Source organism: Siccirubricoccus deserti, from assembly GCF_014283215.1.
In the GTDB taxonomy this organism is placed as follows: domain Bacteria; phylum Pseudomonadota; class Alphaproteobacteria; order Acetobacterales; family Acetobacteraceae; genus Siccirubricoccus; species Siccirubricoccus deserti.
In genome coordinates this window covers 165,936-181,082 of the sequence record NZ_JACOMF010000005.1, presented here as the reverse complement: position 1 = coordinate 181,082, position 15,147 = coordinate 165,936, and the positions used below count along the sequence as shown (strand labels likewise).

15 protein-coding genes are annotated in these 15,147 nt (G+C 69.6%); 3 read left to right on the top strand and 12 right to left on the bottom strand.

The window, feature by feature from the left end; all coding sequences use genetic code 11:
- Window positions 1–124: 124 nt before the first annotated feature.
- The 4 genes from H7965_RS06845 to H7965_RS06830 all read right to left on the bottom strand — a co-directional run bounded on the left by H7965_RS06845 (window position 125) and on the right by H7965_RS06830 (window position 3,787).
- Window positions 125–1,114, bottom strand: a complete 990-nt coding sequence (locus H7965_RS06845; protein WP_186769803.1) for a Bug family tripartite tricarboxylate transporter substrate binding protein — start codon at window positions 1,112–1,114, stop codon at window positions 125–127.
- A 59-nt stretch (window positions 1,115–1,173) separates the two neighbouring features.
- The gene (locus tag H7965_RS06840) at window positions 1,174–2,244 is read right to left on the bottom strand and encodes a DUF6817 domain-containing protein (RefSeq protein WP_186769802.1); all 1,071 of its coding nucleotides are present in this window, start codon (window positions 2,242–2,244) and stop codon (window positions 1,174–1,176) included.
- 79 nt (window positions 2,245–2,323) lie between these two features.
- Entirely contained in the window at window positions 2,324–3,133 is an 810-nt protein-coding gene (gene map, locus H7965_RS06835) for a type I methionyl aminopeptidase (RefSeq protein WP_186769801.1), read from the bottom strand.
- A 33-nt stretch (window positions 3,134–3,166) separates the two neighbouring features.
- A complete protein-coding gene (locus tag H7965_RS06830) occupies window positions 3,167–3,787 on the bottom strand; it encodes a TetR/AcrR family transcriptional regulator (RefSeq protein ID WP_186769800.1) in 621 nt (206 codons plus the stop codon).
- A 151-nt stretch (window positions 3,788–3,938) separates the two neighbouring features.
- Here H7965_RS06830 and H7965_RS06825 point away from each other — a divergent pair, with 151 nt between their 5' ends.
- On the top strand, window positions 3,939–4,850 hold the full coding sequence (locus H7965_RS06825; RefSeq protein ID WP_186769799.1) for a 3-hydroxyacyl-CoA dehydrogenase family protein: 912 nt from the start codon (window positions 3,939–3,941) through the stop codon (window positions 4,848–4,850).
- Window positions 4,851–4,858: 8 nt separating this feature from the next.
- Here the strand turns inward: H7965_RS06825 and H7965_RS06820 are convergent, their stop codons facing one another.
- Window positions 4,859–5,872 (bottom strand): methyltransferase, encoded by a 1,014-nt coding sequence (locus H7965_RS06820; RefSeq protein WP_186769798.1) that lies wholly within the window; start codon window positions 5,870–5,872, stop codon window positions 4,859–4,861.
- 342 nt (window positions 5,873–6,214) lie between these two features.
- Here H7965_RS06820 and hemA point away from each other — a divergent pair, with 342 nt between their 5' ends.
- Window positions 6,215–7,471 carry a 5-aminolevulinate synthase gene (gene hemA, locus H7965_RS06815; RefSeq protein ID WP_186769797.1) on the top strand — a complete coding sequence of 419 codons (1,257 nt, stop codon included), beginning with the start codon at window positions 6,215–6,217 and terminating at the stop codon, window positions 7,469–7,471.
- 115 nt (window positions 7,472–7,586) lie between these two features.
- Here the strand turns inward: hemA and H7965_RS06810 are convergent, their stop codons facing one another.
- From H7965_RS06810 to H7965_RS06780, 7 genes are all read right to left on the bottom strand, one after another.
- On the bottom strand, window positions 7,587–7,925 hold the full coding sequence (locus tag H7965_RS06810) for a hypothetical protein (protein ID WP_186769796.1): 339 nt from the start codon (window positions 7,923–7,925) through the stop codon (window positions 7,587–7,589).
- Window positions 7,926–7,929: 4 nt separating this feature from the next.
- Window positions 7,930–9,333, bottom strand: coding sequence for an amidase family protein (locus H7965_RS06805; RefSeq protein ID WP_186769795.1), 1,404 nt, complete (start codon window positions 9,331–9,333; stop codon window positions 7,930–7,932).
- A 114-nt stretch (window positions 9,334–9,447) separates the two neighbouring features.
- On the bottom strand, window positions 9,448–10,617 hold the full coding sequence (locus tag H7965_RS06800; protein WP_186769794.1) for an acyl-CoA dehydrogenase family protein: 1,170 nt from the start codon (window positions 10,615–10,617) through the stop codon (window positions 9,448–9,450).
- A gap of 1 nt (window position 10,618) precedes the next feature.
- Complete coding sequence (locus H7965_RS06795; RefSeq protein WP_186769793.1) at window positions 10,619–11,392, bottom strand: enoyl-CoA hydratase/isomerase family protein; 774 nt, start codon at window positions 11,390–11,392, stop codon at window positions 10,619–10,621.
- Window positions 11,389–12,462: an acyl-CoA dehydrogenase family protein gene (locus H7965_RS06790; RefSeq protein ID WP_186769792.1), complete on the bottom strand. Its 1,074-nt coding sequence runs from the start codon at window positions 12,460–12,462 to the stop codon at window positions 11,389–11,391. Before H7965_RS06790 ends, H7965_RS06795 begins: the two co-directional genes overlap by 4 nt.
- Before the next feature lie 12 nt (window positions 12,463–12,474).
- Window positions 12,475–13,116, bottom strand: coding sequence for a 3-oxoacid CoA-transferase subunit B (locus H7965_RS06785; protein ID WP_186769791.1), 642 nt, complete (start codon window positions 13,114–13,116; stop codon window positions 12,475–12,477).
- Window positions 13,116–13,814: a 3-oxoacid CoA-transferase subunit A gene (locus H7965_RS06780; RefSeq protein WP_186769790.1), complete on the bottom strand. Its 699-nt coding sequence runs from the start codon at window positions 13,812–13,814 to the stop codon at window positions 13,116–13,118. The genes H7965_RS06785 and H7965_RS06780 overlap by 1 nt, the downstream gene beginning before the upstream one ends.
- Before the next feature lie 164 nt (window positions 13,815–13,978).
- Between H7965_RS06780 and H7965_RS06775 the strand changes: the two genes are divergently transcribed.
- Window positions 13,979–15,121, top strand: coding sequence for a polysaccharide pyruvyl transferase family protein (locus H7965_RS06775; RefSeq protein ID WP_186769789.1), 1,143 nt, complete (start codon window positions 13,979–13,981; stop codon window positions 15,119–15,121).
- Window positions 15,122–15,147: the final 26 nt, after the last annotated feature.

Genomic DNA, 15,147 nt, shown 5'->3' with positions numbered 1-15,147 from the left:
CTTTTCCGTTCACGGGTTCACCGAACGACCTCGAGCCGCTTGCTGGCTGGGCGGATCGCAGCCCGGCTGGGACCGCAATCCGCTCCATCGTTTCAGGGCAGGTTTCCGCCTTCGGCGACCCGCTCTAGCTGAGGTCCAGTTGCAGTCCTTCCTTGCGGATCACACTGCCCCATTTTTCGATCTCATTGGCAACAAAAGCGTGGAATTGCTCCATGCTGCCGCTGAGCGGGACGCCTCCCATCTCGCGCCACCGCGCCTGGATCTCCGGCGTCTTCTGCCAGGCCTCCATCGCCTCGTTGATCGACTGGGTGACCGGGCGCGGCGTGCCGGCGGGGGCGAAGATGCCGAACCAGGTGTTCACATCGAACTGCGCCAGCTCCGGCATCGTCTCCCTTGCCGCGGGCACGTCCGGCAGCTGCGGGTTGCGCTCGGCGGAGGACACCGCCAGCGCCCGGACCTGGCCGGAGCGGATCTGCTCGATGCCGCTCGTCAGATTGTTCCACATGTACTGGATGTTGCCGGCAACCAGCTCCATCGCCGCCGGGCCGGCGCCGCGGAAGGGAACGTGGATCGCCTCCGTCCCCGTCGCTTGGTTGAACCAGACGCCGGTGAGATGGGGCGACTGGCCGACGCCGGGAGAGGCGTAGGACAGCTTGCCCGGGTTCTTCTTCAGATGCGCGACGAACTCCGCCATGGTGTTCGCCGGTACCGAAGGGTGCACCACCAGCGCGTTCGGCCCGCGCACCGTGCCACCGACCGGGATCAGGCTGTCCTTGTTGTAGGGCAGGCTGCGGTAGAGCGAGAGGCCGATGGCCTGCGGGCCGATGTTGCCGAGCAGCAGGGTGTGGCCATCCGGCGTGGCGCGCACCGCTTCCTGGGTGCCGATGACGCCGCCGGCGCCGGAGCGGTTGTCGACCACGACGTTCTGGCCGAAATGGGATTGCAGATAGGGCGCCAGCAGCCGGGCGGACATGTCCGCGGTGCCACCTGGCGCGGCCGGAACGATGATGCGGATGGCCTGGGTGGGGCGCCAGCCCTGCGCCCGGGCGGTGCGGCCAAGGAAGGGCGTGGCAAGCGGCAGGGCGAGGATTACGCGGCGCGAAAGACGGGTCATGTTTCCCCCGGAACGGTCATGATGCGGCACCATGCCGCGAATGCCGCTCAGCGGATAGCTTAGCCTACCAGCCCCAGCCCGTTGAGCCCGGCCAGTTGCTCCGGCCAGCGCCGCCGCTCGGCCGATTGCAGCAGGATGCGCGCCCAGGCGACCCAGCCGGACCAGGCGATGCGCTTGTCCCAGGCGACGCCCCAGTCGGAGAGCAGGTCCAGCCCGGCCCGGGCCTCGGCCGCGGCGCGGTCCCACTCCCCCTGGCCAAGCGCGATCTGCGCCAGCAGCAGCCGCGGCTCGCCGACGAAGGGGTTGAGCCGCGCCGCCTCCTCCAGCGCCCGGCGGGTCGGCTCCGGGCTGCCGAGCGGCAGGGCACGGGTCACCGCCTGCCAGTAGAGGGTGACAGCGGCCAACTCCTCCTCCGGCGCCAGCAGGGCATTGCAGCGGGCGAAGATCGGCGGCGTCGGCAGCCCCCATTCCTCCGGCATGAAGGCCAGCGGCCGGGCGAGGCGGGAGAGCAGCGACAGCGCCTTGACCGTCGGCTTCAGCGGCCCCGGCCACATGGCGGCCGCCCAATGGTCGCGCGTGCCGCGCGGCACTGTCGGCCCGGGGAAGCCGGCGAAGATCTCGTCCTGCCAGGAATGCCATTGCTCGGCGATGTCGGCGATGGTGGCGATGCCGAAGACCGCGACGTCGCGCGCCGAGAGGATGATGTCGGGCTTGCCCTCGCGCTCCAGCACCATGCCCTCCTCGGGCAAATCCGGCTCCTCCGCCAGGCGGCGGGTGAAGAGGCTGCGTGGCATGGTGCAGAAGAGGTGGATCAGCCGCTCCGCCTCCTCCCCCAGCAGTCCGGCCAGCTCGGCCCGGTTGCCGGCGGCATCGAACAGCTTCAGGTCGACGTACTCGTTTGAATAGACGCTGTGGAAAAGGCCGAGCAGCCGCACCTCGCGCGGCTGGTCCCAGAGGGCGAGGGTCCGGTAGACCCCCAGCAGATGGTCCTTGAAGGTGCCGGCCTTGTGCCAATCCTCCCCGGCGCTGCGGGCGAAGAGCACCTCCAGCAGCGGTGGCAGGGTGGGATCCACCGCGGCCCAGTCATCGGCCAGCAGCGGTTTCAGCAACGGGTGCAGGCGTTCGGTCATGCGCGAAGGGTGCCGGCGGTGCGTGGGGCTGGCAAGCCTCGGCGCTGCGCCGGTCCCGGTGGGCGAGGAGTGGCTCCGCCTACCCCGCGATCGGGTAGGGTGGCCGGGTGAGCTTCGCGGGCGAGAGGGTGAAGATCTCATGGCCCGTCCCGGTGACCCCGACGCTGTGCTCGAACTGCGCCGAGGGGCTGCGGTCGCGCGTCACCGCCGTCCATCCGTCGCCGAGCACCTTCACCTCCGGCCTCCCTGCATTCACCATCGGCTCGACCGTCAGGAACATCCCCGGCTGCAATTCGGCCCCATGCCCCGGCCTGCCGTAGTTCAGGATATTCGGCGCGTCGTGATAGACGCGGCCCAGCCCGTGGCCGCAGAAATCCCGGACGACGCTGAACTGTGCCGCCTCCACGAATCGCTGGATGGCGAATCCGATGTCGCCGATCGTCGCGCCGGGGCGAATCACCTCGATGCCGCGCATCATGGCCTCATAGGCCACGTCCATCAGGCGTGCGGCGCGCGTGCTGACCTTGCCGACCCCGTACATGCGGCTGCTGTCGCCGTGCCAGCCGTCGAGGACCACCGCCAGGTCGATGTTGAGGATATCACCGTCCATGAGCCGCCGCTCGCCGGGTATGCCATGGCAGACGACGTGGTTGAGCGAGATGCAGGTCGCATGGGCGTAGCCGCGATAGCCCAGCGAGGCCGGCGTGCCGCCGTGTTCCAGCACGAAGGCGTGGCAAATCCGGTCGAGCTCGGCCGTCGTGACACCCGCCCGGACATGCGCGGTGATCATGTCCAGCGCTGCCGCGGCGAGCCGGCCGGCGGCCCGCATCCCGACGAAGTCCTCGGGCGCGTGCAGCTTGATGCTTTGGCGGGGAGCGATGGCGTCCATGGGAGATCCCGGGCAAGCGAAACAGCGGCGATGTCACGCAGCGGCCATGGGTCGTATGCCCTGGTCCGGCGTGGCGGCGATGGGCAGTCCCGCGTGAAGCTCATCGATCATCCGCTCGACGAAGGGCGGCAGCGGGCCGCCCTTCAGCAGGTGGGGGCGGATAATCGCGATCGGCGCGTCGAAGATCAGGAACCTGGCCCGCGCCAGCTCCTCCTCGCGAACGCTGCCGTCCCCGCGGGCGGCGACACAGGCGCGGAAGGCACTGTCGAACGCCTCCTCCAGCCTTTCGAGTTCCTCCCGCACCGGCGCCGGAGGCGGAGCGTCCTCGAACAGCGTGACCGGCTCATGCAGCAAGAGGAAGCGGGCGCGGTGCTCGTCCTTGCTTGACCAGGGCAGGATGGCCAGTGCCGCCTCGCGGGCACGGCCCTCGCGCAGCAAGGGCGCCAGCGCCCCCGTGAAGGAGGCATAGGCCGCGTTCCAGGCCGCACTGAGGATGGCCGAGCGGGACTCGAAGCGGTGATAGATGGAGCCCGTGGGCGCCCCCACCCGGCGCGCGATCGCCTGCATGGTGGCCGCGGCGGGGCCGCCCTCGGCGACGAGGTGCGTCGCAGCCTCGATGAAGCAGTGCTCGGAGAAGCGCGCCGTCCTGACCATACCATTTAGAATGGCAGTTCTAGAACGCCTCGTCCAGTGGCGGCCGGGCCCAGGCCGTGGAGGACGCCCATATCCAACGGGGCCCCGGGGGCAGAGCCACCGGCTTGCTCCACCCCCGGATCCAGGCAGAGTACCCAAGGGGAGAACGCGCATGGACATCAACAGCGTCTGCGTCGCCGGGGGCGGCGTGATGGGTCTTGGCATCCTGCGCGGCTTCGCGGCGCATGGGGTGGAATGCTGGCTGCTCAGTCGCGATCCCGGCGCGGAAAAACCCGGCCTGCCGATGGGGGTCCGTCGGCTGGGCGCGCCCGAGGGGCCGCCGCCTGACCTCCTCATCGAGAGCATTCCGGAAGAGATGGCGCTGAAGCAGGAGTTCCTGGCGCGCATCGAGGCGGCCTGGGGTGGGCGCTGCCTCCTCGCCTCCAACACCTCGGTGCTGCCCTTGCAGGCGCTTGCGGACCCGCTGCGCCATCCGGAACGCTTCTGCGGCCTGCACTACATGCAGCCGGCCGACACCTTCGCCTATGTCGAGCTAATCGCCGTGCGGCAATCGGCGCCCGAGACGCTGGAGGCGATCGCCGCGCTGCTGGCGCGCTGCGGCCGCACCGCGCTGCGCCTCAGCAAGCCGATCCCCGGCGCGCTGATCAACCGCCTGCAGCACGCCATGGCGAACGAGGCCTACCAGATGATCGCCGAGGGCGCGGTCGATGCCGCGACGGTCGATCTCGTCATCCGCCGCATGCTGACGCCGCGCATGGCGGTGACCGGGCTGATCGAGCAGAAGGACCTCTCCGGCCTCGGCACCCATGCCGCCTCGCAATCCGGCCTGGTGCCGCTGCTGCACCACGAAGGCACAGCGGCGGAGTGGATGCTGGACCTGCCGAAGCGTGACGAGACCGGCGCCGATGCCGGCCTCGGCTTCTATGACTGGCGCGACCGGGACCCGGCGGCCTATCGGGCCTTCGCCGCGCAGTACGTGGCGCGGATGCTGGCCCTGCAGGCCGAGGCGGAGGCCGCCCGCGCCGCGGTCGCCCCGGCGCTGCGGCAGCATCCGGTGCGATAGGGGACGCGCTACTTCCGCCCGATCACCGCGCCATGGGCGGCGGTCAGCGGCACCACCCGGGCCTCGGCGAAGCCCTCCTCCCGCATCCAGCCGATGCAGTCGGCGCCGGTGAAATCGAAGCCGCCGCGGGTCTCGATGAGCATGTTGAGGCTCATCAGCAGGCCCGGCAGGTGGGTCTGCCTTGCATCGTCGATCAGCGCCTCGCAGACGATCAGCGACCCACCGGGCGGCAGGGCGGCATGCGCCTTGCGGATCAGCATGCGCTTCGTTTCCAGATCCCAATCGTGCAGGATCATGCCCATCACCAGCACATCGGCCTGCGGCAGCGCATCCTTGAAGAAGTCGCCGGGGATGAAGCGGACCCGCTCCGCCTGGCCCTCGGCCGCCACGTAGCGGGAGAAGACCGGCCCCACCACCGGCAGGTCGAAGCCGGCGACCTGCAGATGCGGGTGGGCACGGGCCAGCCGGACCGGCACGCAGCCCTGCGCCGTGCCGATATCGACGACACTCGCCACCTCCTGCCAGGGGAAGGCAGCGGCCAGCGCCTCGGCGATTGGGGTGGTGATCCCGGTCATTCCGCGCAGGAACACCTCCAGCCGGTCCGGGTCGGCGTAGAGGCTGCCGAATACGTCGCCGCCGCTCTTCGCCTCGTTCTGCGGCTCGCCGGTGCGCAGCGCCTCAGTCAACGACCCCCAGAAAGTGAAGAGCCGTGCATTCAGCATCTCGATAATGCCGCCGATGTAGCCGGGCGCGGCGGGGTCGAGGAAACGGGCGGCCTCGGCGCCGTTGGCGTAGCGGCCCGCGGCGTCGCGCTCCAGCAGGCCGAGCGCCACCAGCGTGTCAAAGAAGTCGCGCGCCGCGCGCGGATGGATGCCGATCCGCTGGCGGAGCGCCGTCGCCTCCAGCGGCCCCGCCGCCAGCACCCCGAACAGGTTGAGCTCGACCGCGCTCAACAAAGCCTTCGAGGCCCAGAATCCGGTCGCCAGCTGCATGATGCGGTCATAGGTGGGCTTATCAGACATGCGACCATCTCCCCTGCTGCTCTCCCCGGCCGGCGGCGCGTGGCGGGCCGCCCATCCTTCGGCCAAGGATCCACCAGCGGAATATGCCGGCCCTGGCATGCCCTGTCGAACCTCTTCGGTTGCGGCCGAGGGGCCAATTTCGGCATGCGCGGCGGCCCCGGCTTCCCTCGCCGGCTGATCTGCGCCAAAGACCCGGCCTGTGCCCGGGCGCACAGTCCGCACGGGCTGGCGCCAGCAGCATGGCGCTTCGCCGCGACGCGGGGTTGCGGTAGCGTGATTGGGCTTTCAGCAACCATGCCAACATACTTGCGCAACGACTTTTCCACTGTGGCGGCAAATCCCATGCGCACCCGCGACGCCTTCCTCTCCCATTGCCAAGCCAGCCTCGGCGCGCTCCGCCAGGAAGGCCGCTATCGCGAATTCGCCCGTCTTGAAAAGCTGGCCGGGCGCTTCCCGACCTACCGCTGGCACGGGCCGCAGGGGGTCAGGGAGGTGACCGTATGGTCCTCCAACGACTACCTCGGCATGGGCAACCACCCGGCGGTGCTGGCGGCGGCGACGCGGGCCGTTGCCGAGCACGGCGCCGGGGCCGGCGGCACCCGCAACATCTCCGGCACCTCGCCCCTGCATGCGGCGCTGGAGGCCGAACTGGCCTCGCTGCACGGCAAGGGCGCGGCGCTGCTGTTCGGCAGCGGCTATATCGCCAACCAGGCCGGCATCAGCGCGGTGCTGGAAGCGCTGCCGGGCTTCATCGTCTTCAGCGATGCCAAGAACCACGCCTCGATGATCGCCGGCATGCGCGGCGCCAAGGCGGCGCAGCGGGTGATCTGGAAGCACAACGACCTCGCCGACCTCGAGGCGAAGCTCGCCGCCGCCCCGCCCGGCGCGCCGAAGCTGATCGCCTTCGAGAGCGTCTATTCCATGGATGGCGATATCGCCCCGATCGGCGCGATCTGCGACCTGGCGGAGCGCTACGGCGCCATGACCTACCTCGACGAGGTGCATGCCGTCGGCCTCTACGGCGCGACCGGCGGCGGCATCAGCGAGCAGGACGGTACCGCCCACCGCGTCGACCTGATCGAGGGGACGCTGGCCAAGGGGTTCGGGGTGCTCGGCGGCTACATCGCGGGCGACGCGGATGTCGTGGACTATATCCGCAGCGTCGCCGGCGGGCTGATCTTCACCACCGCCCTGCCGCCGGCGGTGGCCGGCGCCGCGCTGGAGAGCGTACGGGTGCTGAAGCGCGACCCGGCCCGGCGAGCGGCGCTGGCGGAACGCGCCGCGGCCTTGAAGGCGGCGCTGGATGGCGCCGGCTTGGCGCGGATGGACGGGCCGAGCCACATCGTCCCGGTCTGGGTCGGCGAGGCCGAGCTGTGCCGGCAGGTGGCGCGGCGGCTGCTGGCCGAGCACGGGCTCTACGCCACGCCGATCAACTACCCGACGGTGCCGCGCGGCACGGAGCGGCTGCGGCTCTGTGCCACCCCCTTCCATACCGATGCGATGATCGCCGAGCTGGTCCGCGCGTTGCGAGCGGTGCTGCCGAGGATCGGCCCGGGAGTCGCCCCAGAGGCTGCGATCGGGATGCTGGCGGCGGAGTAGCCGGCCGCACAGCCGCCGACCTGGAGGCGTGCCGGCTCCCCGCCAAGCGCGGGGCGCCAATTTCCCTGGTTGAACGTATAAACCTACGATCGCGCAGGCTGCATCGCAGTTCGCATCATTCCGCGCGCAGCCCCTGGCCGAGAATATTGATGCGGCGGGCTTCGCAGGCCGCCACCCCTGGCAGCTCCGCGGCGCGACCGTCCACCCAGACGATGCGCAGCGTGTAGGCGCCCTCTGCCGGAAAGCGCAGCGGCATGCTGGCCTGGCTGGAGAGGCCGCCGCCGCGCAGCAGATCGGGGCTCCACTGCCGGGTGGCCGCCGGCGCCAGATAGAGCTGCTCCACCGCGATGGCGGAGTGGTTGGTCAGCAGGGCCTCGCAGCCAGCTCGCCGGGCACAGCCGGGCAGCAACGCCATGGTCAGCAGCAGGGCGGCCGGCAGCAGCGGAGGACGCATCCGATCAGGCCGCCGGGTCGATCGGCGCGGGCGGCACGCCGCCGGCCTCGATGGCCGTGCCGGCGGCGAGCAGCACATCCTCCCGATAGCGCCCGCCGATCAGTTGCACCCCGACCGGTACCCGCCCCACCAGCCCGGTGCTGACCACCAGCCCCGGCAGGCCGAACAGCGCCGGGGCGATCTGCGGCAGCTGCGCCGCCATCACCGATTGGAAGCGGTCGAAACCCTCGACATCCGAATGGTCGCGGAAAGGCAGCTCGCCGGAGGCCGGCATCAGCACCACAGGATAGCGCTCGAGAAACAGCAGCCAGGCGCGCAGCAGCGTGACGCGGCGCTGCAGCGTGTCCTGGAAATCCTCCAGCGCAGGCGCGGGGCAGAGCCTCTCCATGAAGCCGAAGATGGCGATGGCATCCGGATCACCCTCGCGCTCCACCACCGAAGCCATGCCGCCACGGCGGGTCTCAGCCAGCCAGAGCATGGCCTGGAGCCGGGCGGCTTCCTGCAACGGGGGCAGCGACGGAACCTCCTCCACGCTCCAGCCACCCGCCTCCAGCCGCCGCGCCGCATCGCGCAGGGCGGCCGCGACCTCGGCCTGCACCGGCATGCCCTCGGGCGCGATGCAGAGGGCGGCGCGCTTCGGATAGGCCGGGCCTTCCAGCGGCGCCGGCGTCCACCAGGGGTCGCGCGCATCGGGCGTGCTCATGGCCGCGAGGCCGAGGCGCAAATCGGCGATGGTCCGGGCGATCGGGCCGGAGACCGCCATGAGCTGGCCGCCGATGCCGCGATCCGCGACCGAAGCGTTCCAGGCCGCGACCCGGCCGAGCGTCGGTCGCAGCCCATGCACGCCGCAGGCATAGGCGGGGTAGCGGATGGAGCCGGCGATATCCGTGCCATGGCCGATCGCGCCGATGCCGGTGGCCACCGCCACCGCCGCGCCGCCGGAGGAGCCGCCCGGGGTGATCGCGGGATCGCGCGGGTTCTTTGTCGCGCCATGCAGGGAGTTGCGGGTGAACCAGCGCAGCGAGAAGGCCGGGGTATTGGTCCGGCCGAGGATGACCGCGCCAGCGCGGCGCAGGTTCGACACCACCGGGCTGTCCTGCTGCGCGATGAGCTCGCGTTGCAGGCGGAGGCCGTTGGTGGTGGGCCAGCCCTGCTGGTCGACGTTCACCTTCACCGTCACCGGCACGCCGGCGAGCAGGCCGGGATCCTCGCCACGCGCCAGCATAGCATCCACCGCATCGGCGGCGGCCAAACTCTCCGCCGGGTCATGGGCGATGACGGCGTTGAGCGCGGGGTTCACCGCCTCCAGCCGGGCCAGCGCCGCGGCGGCGGCCTCCCGGGCGGAGACCTCGCGCGCGCGGATACGGGCGGCGAGGTCGGTGGCGGACAGGCGCCAGAGTTCGGTCATGGCAGGCATCCCGGCTTGATTCGGCGCATGGTCGTTCCCTGGCCGCAGCCGGTCAATCAGGGGGCGCAGCCAAACTCAAACCGGTCCAGGGGAGCAGCGCCCCCTGGCCTTCTGCTATCCTGGCAACCCCAACACGTTCTTGCTGAGGATGTTGCGCTGGATCTCGTTCGATCCGCCGTAGATCGAGGCCGGCCGCGCCTGGATGAACAGCCCGCCGATGTTGAGGTCGCGGTTGCCCTCCATCGGTTCCAGCAGCCCGGCGTTTTCGCCGGCGATCTCCAGCATGCAGTCGGTGATCTTCTGGAACAGCTCGGTCTGGATCACCTTCAGCATGGAGACATCGGGGCCGAGCGATTCGCCGCGCTTCAGCTTCTCGACATAGACCCCGAACAGCGCCTTCAGATCCTCGAACTCCAGCCGCAGCCGGGCGTAGCGGTCCTGGAATTCGGCGTCCTCCCAGCAGCCCATGCGCTCCGCGAGGAGCTTCAGCCGTGACAGCGCGTAGCCGGATTGCCGTGGCGAGCCGAGGAAGATGCGCTCGAAGCCGAGCAGCGCCTTGGCCATGTCCCAGCCCTTGTTGAGCTGGCCGACCAGGTTCTCCTTCGGCACCCTGACATTGTCGAAGAAGGTCTCGCAGAATTCGTCGTGCATCTCGAGGTTGATGATCGGCCGCACGGTGATGCCCGGCGTCTTCATGTCGACCAGGAGGAAGCTGATCCCCTCCTGCTTCTTCGCCTGCTTGTCGGTGCGCACCAGCAGGAAGATCCAGTTGGCGTCCATCGCCAGGGTGGTCCAGATCTTCTGGCCATTGACCACATAGTGGTCGCCGTCCAGCACCGCCTCGGTCCTCAGCGCGGCGAGGTCGGAACCCGCGTTGGGCTCGGAATAGCCCTGGCACCAGATGTGCTCGCCGGTGAGGATCTTCGGCAGGAAGAACCGCTTCTGCGCCTCGGTGCCGTATTTGATCACCAGCGGGCCGAGCATGACGATGCCATGGTCGTTGGTGCGGGCGACGCCGTAGCGTTCGTATTCCTCAGTCAGGATGATCTGCTTGGCAGGCGACAGGCCGAGCCCGCCGTATTCCTTCGGCCAGCCGGGGCAGAGCCAGCCCTTCTCCGCCAGCTTCATGTACCAGGGCCGGTTCTCGGACCAGTGCAGCCGCTTCGGCGGGTTGCGAAGCTCTTCCGGGTAGTTCTCGTGCAGGAAGGCGCGGACCACCTGGCGGAAATGTTCGTCGTCGAGCCCGTCCAGCTCCTGCGGCGCGGGGATGCGGATGGCGTCCATCTCAATCTCCCTTGAACTGTGGTGCGCGCTTGCCGAGGAAGGCGGCGCGGCCTTCCTTGAAATCCCCGGTGAGGAACAGCGTCGCCTGGAAATGCCGTTCCTGCTCCAGCGCACGGTCGAGGCCCTCGCCCAGCATCTGCTTGGTCAGCGCCATCGGCGCCGGCGCCTGTTCGGCAAGGAAGCGCGCCTTCTCCAGCGCGCTCGCCAGCGCATGGCCCTTCGGCACCACATGATCGACGAGGCCGATGCGCTCTGCCTCCATCGCCGTCATCTGGCCGTGGTAGAGCAGGATCTGCCGCGCCCTGCCCTGGCCAACGCGCAGCGGCAGCGTATGTGGCAGGCCGAGATCGGCCATCAGCCCGATCCTGCCGAAGCCGGCGCCGAGCCGCGCATCCTCCGCCGCCACGACGGTGTCGGAGGCGCAGGCCAGCGACAGGCCGGCGCCGACGCAGAAGCCTTCCACCGCCGCCACCACCGGCACGCTGCCGAGCACCATCAGCCGGACCAGCTCATGCGAGAGGCGCATGCGCTCCCGCCCCTCCATCGGCGTTTTCACCTCCATGCCGGAGATATCGCCGCCGGAGCAGAAATGCCCGCCTGCGCCGGTCAGCACGATGGCGCGCACGGATGCGTCGCCCTGCGCCGCGCGCAGCGCCTCGATCAGCTCGAAGCGGATGGACATGGCCAGCGCGTTGCGCCGGGCCGGCTGGTCGAGCGTCAGGAGAAGGACATTGCCGTCCCGTTCGGTGACGACGCGCGCTACGGGGTCGCTCATTCCTCCACCTTCGGGCTCACCGCCATGAAGCGGCGGCGGTGCAGCGCGGCGCTCCCATACTGGTTGGTCAGCACCATCGCCTTCCGCAGGTAGAGGCCGACATCATACTGGTCGGTGTAGCCGATGCCACCATGCAGCTGGATGCATTCGCGCGTTACCCGCATGGCGGCATCAGCGGCGCGTGCCTTGGCGCGGGAGACAGCGGCGCGGCGGGCATCACCGCTGGCGCCGGCGTCCAGCGCCGCCGCCGCCGATTCGATGCTGGCGCGGGTCAGCGCGATCTGCATCTTCACATCCGCGGCGCGGTGCTGCAGGGCCTGGAAGGTGCCGATGATGCGGCCGAATTGCTGCCGGGTGCGCAGGTAATCGAGCGTCATGGCGAAGGCGCGTTCCATGCCGCCCAGCAGATAGGCGCCGGTCAGCAGCGCCGCCTCGTCCAGCGCCTCGGCCAGCGCCGGGCCGATGTCGTCGGCAAGCTTCGTCGCCTCGCGCAGGTTCGGCGTCAGCATGCCGAGGTTGCCGCCATCCTGGGTGCGCTCGACCGTGACGGCGCTGCGCGCGGCCGATAGCTCATAGAGGGCGAGCCTGCCCCCCTCCTGCTGCGGGACCAGGAAGAAATCGGCGCCGGCAGCCATGGGCAGGAAGCGGCGCGAGGCATCGGGGGTGCCCGGCACCTCCAGCGTGTCCGGGTGCTCCTGCCAGGCGGTGAGCACCACCACCTCGCCGGCCAGCAGCACCGGCAGCGCGCCCTTGCCGCCAGCGGCGGCCAGCAGCCCGGCCGAGAGCATCGCCGGGATCAGCGGCTCCGGCACCAGCCCGGCGCCGAGTTCCTCGGCCAGGGCGCAGGCCTCGCCGAGGCCAAGTCCGGCGCCACCCAGCGCCTCCGGCAGGCGCAGGCCAATCCAGCCCATCTCGCCCATCTGACGGAACACCCCGGCATCGAAGCCGGGGTCCTGGAAGCGCAGGTCGCGCACCCGCTTGAGCTCGCCGCCGGGCGGCGCCACCGCCGCCGCGCTGTCGCGGATCATGCGGATCGACTCCGCGCGGTCATCCATGGGCGCGGCACTCATTGGCCTGTGTCCTCAGTTGGTGTGCAAGGTCGCCGCCGATTTGGCCTGCACTTCGGCGAGGCTCCAGCCCGGCGCCAGGTCGCGCACGACGAAGCCCTTGCCGGGCACCACGTCCAGCACGGCCAGGTTGGTGTAGACCCGGTTGACGCAGCCGAGGCCGGTCAGCGGATAGCCGCAGCGCTCGACGATCTTCGGCCTGCCGTCCTTGGTGGTGTGGTCCATCACCACCCAGAGCCGCTTGGCGCCGGCGGCGAGGTCCATGGCGCCGCCGACGGCGGGGGCGGTGTCGTTCTCGCTGGTGGCCCAATTGGCGAGGTCGCCATTCTCCGCCACCTCGAAGCCGCCGAGCACGCAGAGGTCGATGTGGCCACCGCGAATCATCGCGAAGCTGTCGGCATGACCGACGAAGGAGGCGCCCTTGGCCAGGGTGATCAGCTGCTTGCCGGCGTTGATCAGCCAGGGATCCTCCTGCCCCTTGGCCGGCGCCGGGCCCATGCCGATGACACCGTTCTCCGACTGGAAGATCACCTCCCGCTCCGGCGGGACATGGTTGGCGACCATGGTCGGGATGCCGATGCCGAGGTTGACGCACCAGCCTTCCGGCACGTCGGCGGCAAGCCGCGCAGCCATCTGGTCACGGGTGAACGGCTTCATCACGCCTCTCCCTCCGGCTTGAGCCAATCGCCGCCGCGGTCCACCTGGACCACGCGGTTCACATACACCCCGGGTGTCATGATCATGTGCGGGTGCAGCGTGCCGAGTTCGCGGATGTGCTGCACCTGGGCGATGGTCAGCTCGGCCGCCATCGCCATCACCGGGTTGAAATTGGCGCCCGAGCCCCGGTAGACGAGGTTGCCCCAGCGATCGGCCTCCCAGGCCTCGACCAGCGCGACATCGCCCTTCAGCGCCCGCTCCATCACGTATTGCCGCCCGTCGAACTCGCGGTTCTCCTTGTCCTTCCCCAGCAGGGTGCCGGCCGCGGTCGCGGTGTAGAAGGCGGGGATGCCGGCGCCGGCGGCGCGGATGCGCTCGGCCAGGGTGCCCTGCGGCACGATCTCCAGCTCGATCTTGCCCTCGCGGTACAAGGTCTCGAACACCACCGGGTCGGAGGAGCGGGGGAAGGAGCAGATGATCTTCCGCACCCGGCCCAGCTCCATCAGCCGCGCCACGCCGACGCGGCCGACGCCGGCATTGTTCAATACGGCGGTGAGGTTGGTGGCGCCCTGCTCGATCAATCCCTCGATCAGCACATCCGGCTGGCCGACCGAGCCGAAGCCGCCGATCAGCACCGTCGAGCCGTCCTTAACGCCGGCCAGGGCCTCGGCGACCGTGGCCACGATTTTGTTGATCATGAACGCTCCTCGATCTCCGCCCCCGGTCCTAGCGCCTGCTCCGGCGGTGGTCCAGATGCCAGCGGCAGCCCGGCGCGGCTCCCCGTCAGGCGATGACGAACGGATATCCTGCACTTGCAGGCGCAATCTGTTAGAATCAACCATCAGGTCTTTCAGAGGAAGTGATGGTTCAGCTGCCACTTGGGGGCAAAGCGCTCATAGTTTCTCCGGCCGGTCAGGTCTCCGGGCGCGACAGCGTCCAATGGTACCGCCAGAGCCAAAACGAAATCGAGACGAATTACTTCAACATCGGCGACATGGTGGTCTATGATTCGACCCTGAAGCTGCTCGACCTGACCGAAGTCAGGGGAACGGCCATCGAGAACACGCCGGAAGCCGAGATCGAAGCCTATAGGAACTACGACTTCTTCCTGGTCCGGGCCTCCAATTTCATCCATTCCAACATGGAATGGCACCAGGCGCTGGAGTTGTTCGATGCCGTGCAACTGCCGATCTTCGCCATCGGCGTCGGCGCCCAGGCCAGCAGCTTCGGCCGATACCAGCTGGACGACCGCAACCTCCGCTTCTGGAAGACCGTCGCCGAGCGCAGCACGCTGATCGGCGTCCGCGGCACCTTCACCGCGGAGGTGCTGGCTGCGAACGGCATCAAGAATGTCGAGGTCGTCGGCTGCCCTTCGCTGTTCCGCGCCCGCAAGCGCGACCTGCAGATCCGGCCCGGCGCGGTGGAACGGGTCGCCTTCTCCATCCGGCGCGAGGCCGGCGCGGACTATGCCACCTCCGTCGAGCGCTACCGCGAGGAGCAGCGGGAGATGCTGCTGCGCTTCGCCCGGCGCTTCGCGCTGCGGGTGACCACGCATGGCGAGGTGGAGGAGAAGGCCTTCGTCTACCGCAATGCCGAACGCATGCAGCAGGCGAGAAAGCTGTTCCTGCAGCAGCGCTGGTGGACCGAGGACACCGCCGCCGAGATGGAGCGCCTCTACGGGGACCTGTTCTTCTTCCTGAAGGTCAGCGAATACGACGACTTCATCCGCACCCAGGATCTGGCGGTCGGCTACCGGGTGCATGGGGTGCTGCCCGCGCTGGCCAATGGCGTACCGGGCATCCTCGTGACCTATGACGCGCGCTGCGCCGAGCTTGCCGACACCCACGCCATCCCCGCCATCGCCACGAGCGCGGTGGCGGAGATCGACCCGGACCGGCTGATCGCCGAAACCTCCTACGACGTCTTCAACAAGCTGTTCGCCCCGCGCTACGACAAGATGCGCTTCGTCCTGGAGCAGAACGGCCTGCCGCACCGGATGGGGTGATGCTGCCGGCGGTCGATCATGGCCGA

Excerpts from the sequence above, each read along its gene's own strand:
- H7965_RS06820 (WP_186769798.1), bottom strand. The coding sequence starts at position 5,872 with ATGTCTGATAAGCCCACCTATGACCGCATCATGCAGCTGGCGACCGGA.
- H7965_RS06775 (WP_186769789.1), top strand. The coding sequence starts at position 13,979 with ATGGTTCAGCTGCCACTTGGGGGCAAAGCGCTCATAGTTTCTCCGGCC.
- H7965_RS06810 (WP_186769796.1), bottom strand. The coding sequence starts at position 7,925 with ATGCGTCCTCCGCTGCTGCCGGCCGCCCTGCTGCTGACCATGGCGTTG.
- H7965_RS06840 (WP_186769802.1), bottom strand. The coding sequence starts at position 2,244 with ATGACCGAACGCCTGCACCCGTTGCTGAAACCGCTGCTGGCCGATGAC.
- hemA (WP_186769797.1), top strand. The coding sequence starts at position 6,215 with ATGCGCACCCGCGACGCCTTCCTCTCCCATTGCCAAGCCAGCCTCGGC.
- H7965_RS06780 (WP_186769790.1), bottom strand. The coding sequence starts at position 13,814 with ATGATCAACAAAATCGTGGCCACGGTCGCCGAGGCCCTGGCCGGCGTT.
- H7965_RS06805 (WP_186769795.1), bottom strand. The coding sequence starts at position 9,333 with ATGACCGAACTCTGGCGCCTGTCCGCCACCGACCTCGCCGCCCGTATC.
- H7965_RS06830 (WP_186769800.1), bottom strand. The coding sequence starts at position 3,787 with ATGGTCAGGACGGCGCGCTTCTCCGAGCACTGCTTCATCGAGGCTGCG.
- H7965_RS06845 (WP_186769803.1), bottom strand. The coding sequence starts at position 1,114 with ATGACCCGTCTTTCGCGCCGCGTAATCCTCGCCCTGCCGCTTGCCACG.
- map (WP_186769801.1), bottom strand. The coding sequence starts at position 3,133 with ATGGACGCCATCGCTCCCCGCCAAAGCATCAAGCTGCACGCGCCCGAG.
- H7965_RS06795 (WP_186769793.1), bottom strand. The coding sequence starts at position 11,392 with ATGAGCGACCCCGTAGCGCGCGTCGTCACCGAACGGGACGGCAATGTC.
- H7965_RS06785 (WP_186769791.1), bottom strand. The coding sequence starts at position 13,116 with ATGAAGCCGTTCACCCGTGACCAGATGGCTGCGCGGCTTGCCGCCGAC.
- H7965_RS06790 (WP_186769792.1), bottom strand. The coding sequence starts at position 12,462 with ATGAGTGCCGCGCCCATGGATGACCGCGCGGAGTCGATCCGCATGATC.
- H7965_RS06800 (WP_186769794.1), bottom strand. The coding sequence starts at position 10,617 with ATGGACGCCATCCGCATCCCCGCGCCGCAGGAGCTGGACGGGCTCGAC.
- H7965_RS06825 (WP_186769799.1), top strand. The coding sequence starts at position 3,939 with ATGGACATCAACAGCGTCTGCGTCGCCGGGGGCGGCGTGATGGGTCTT.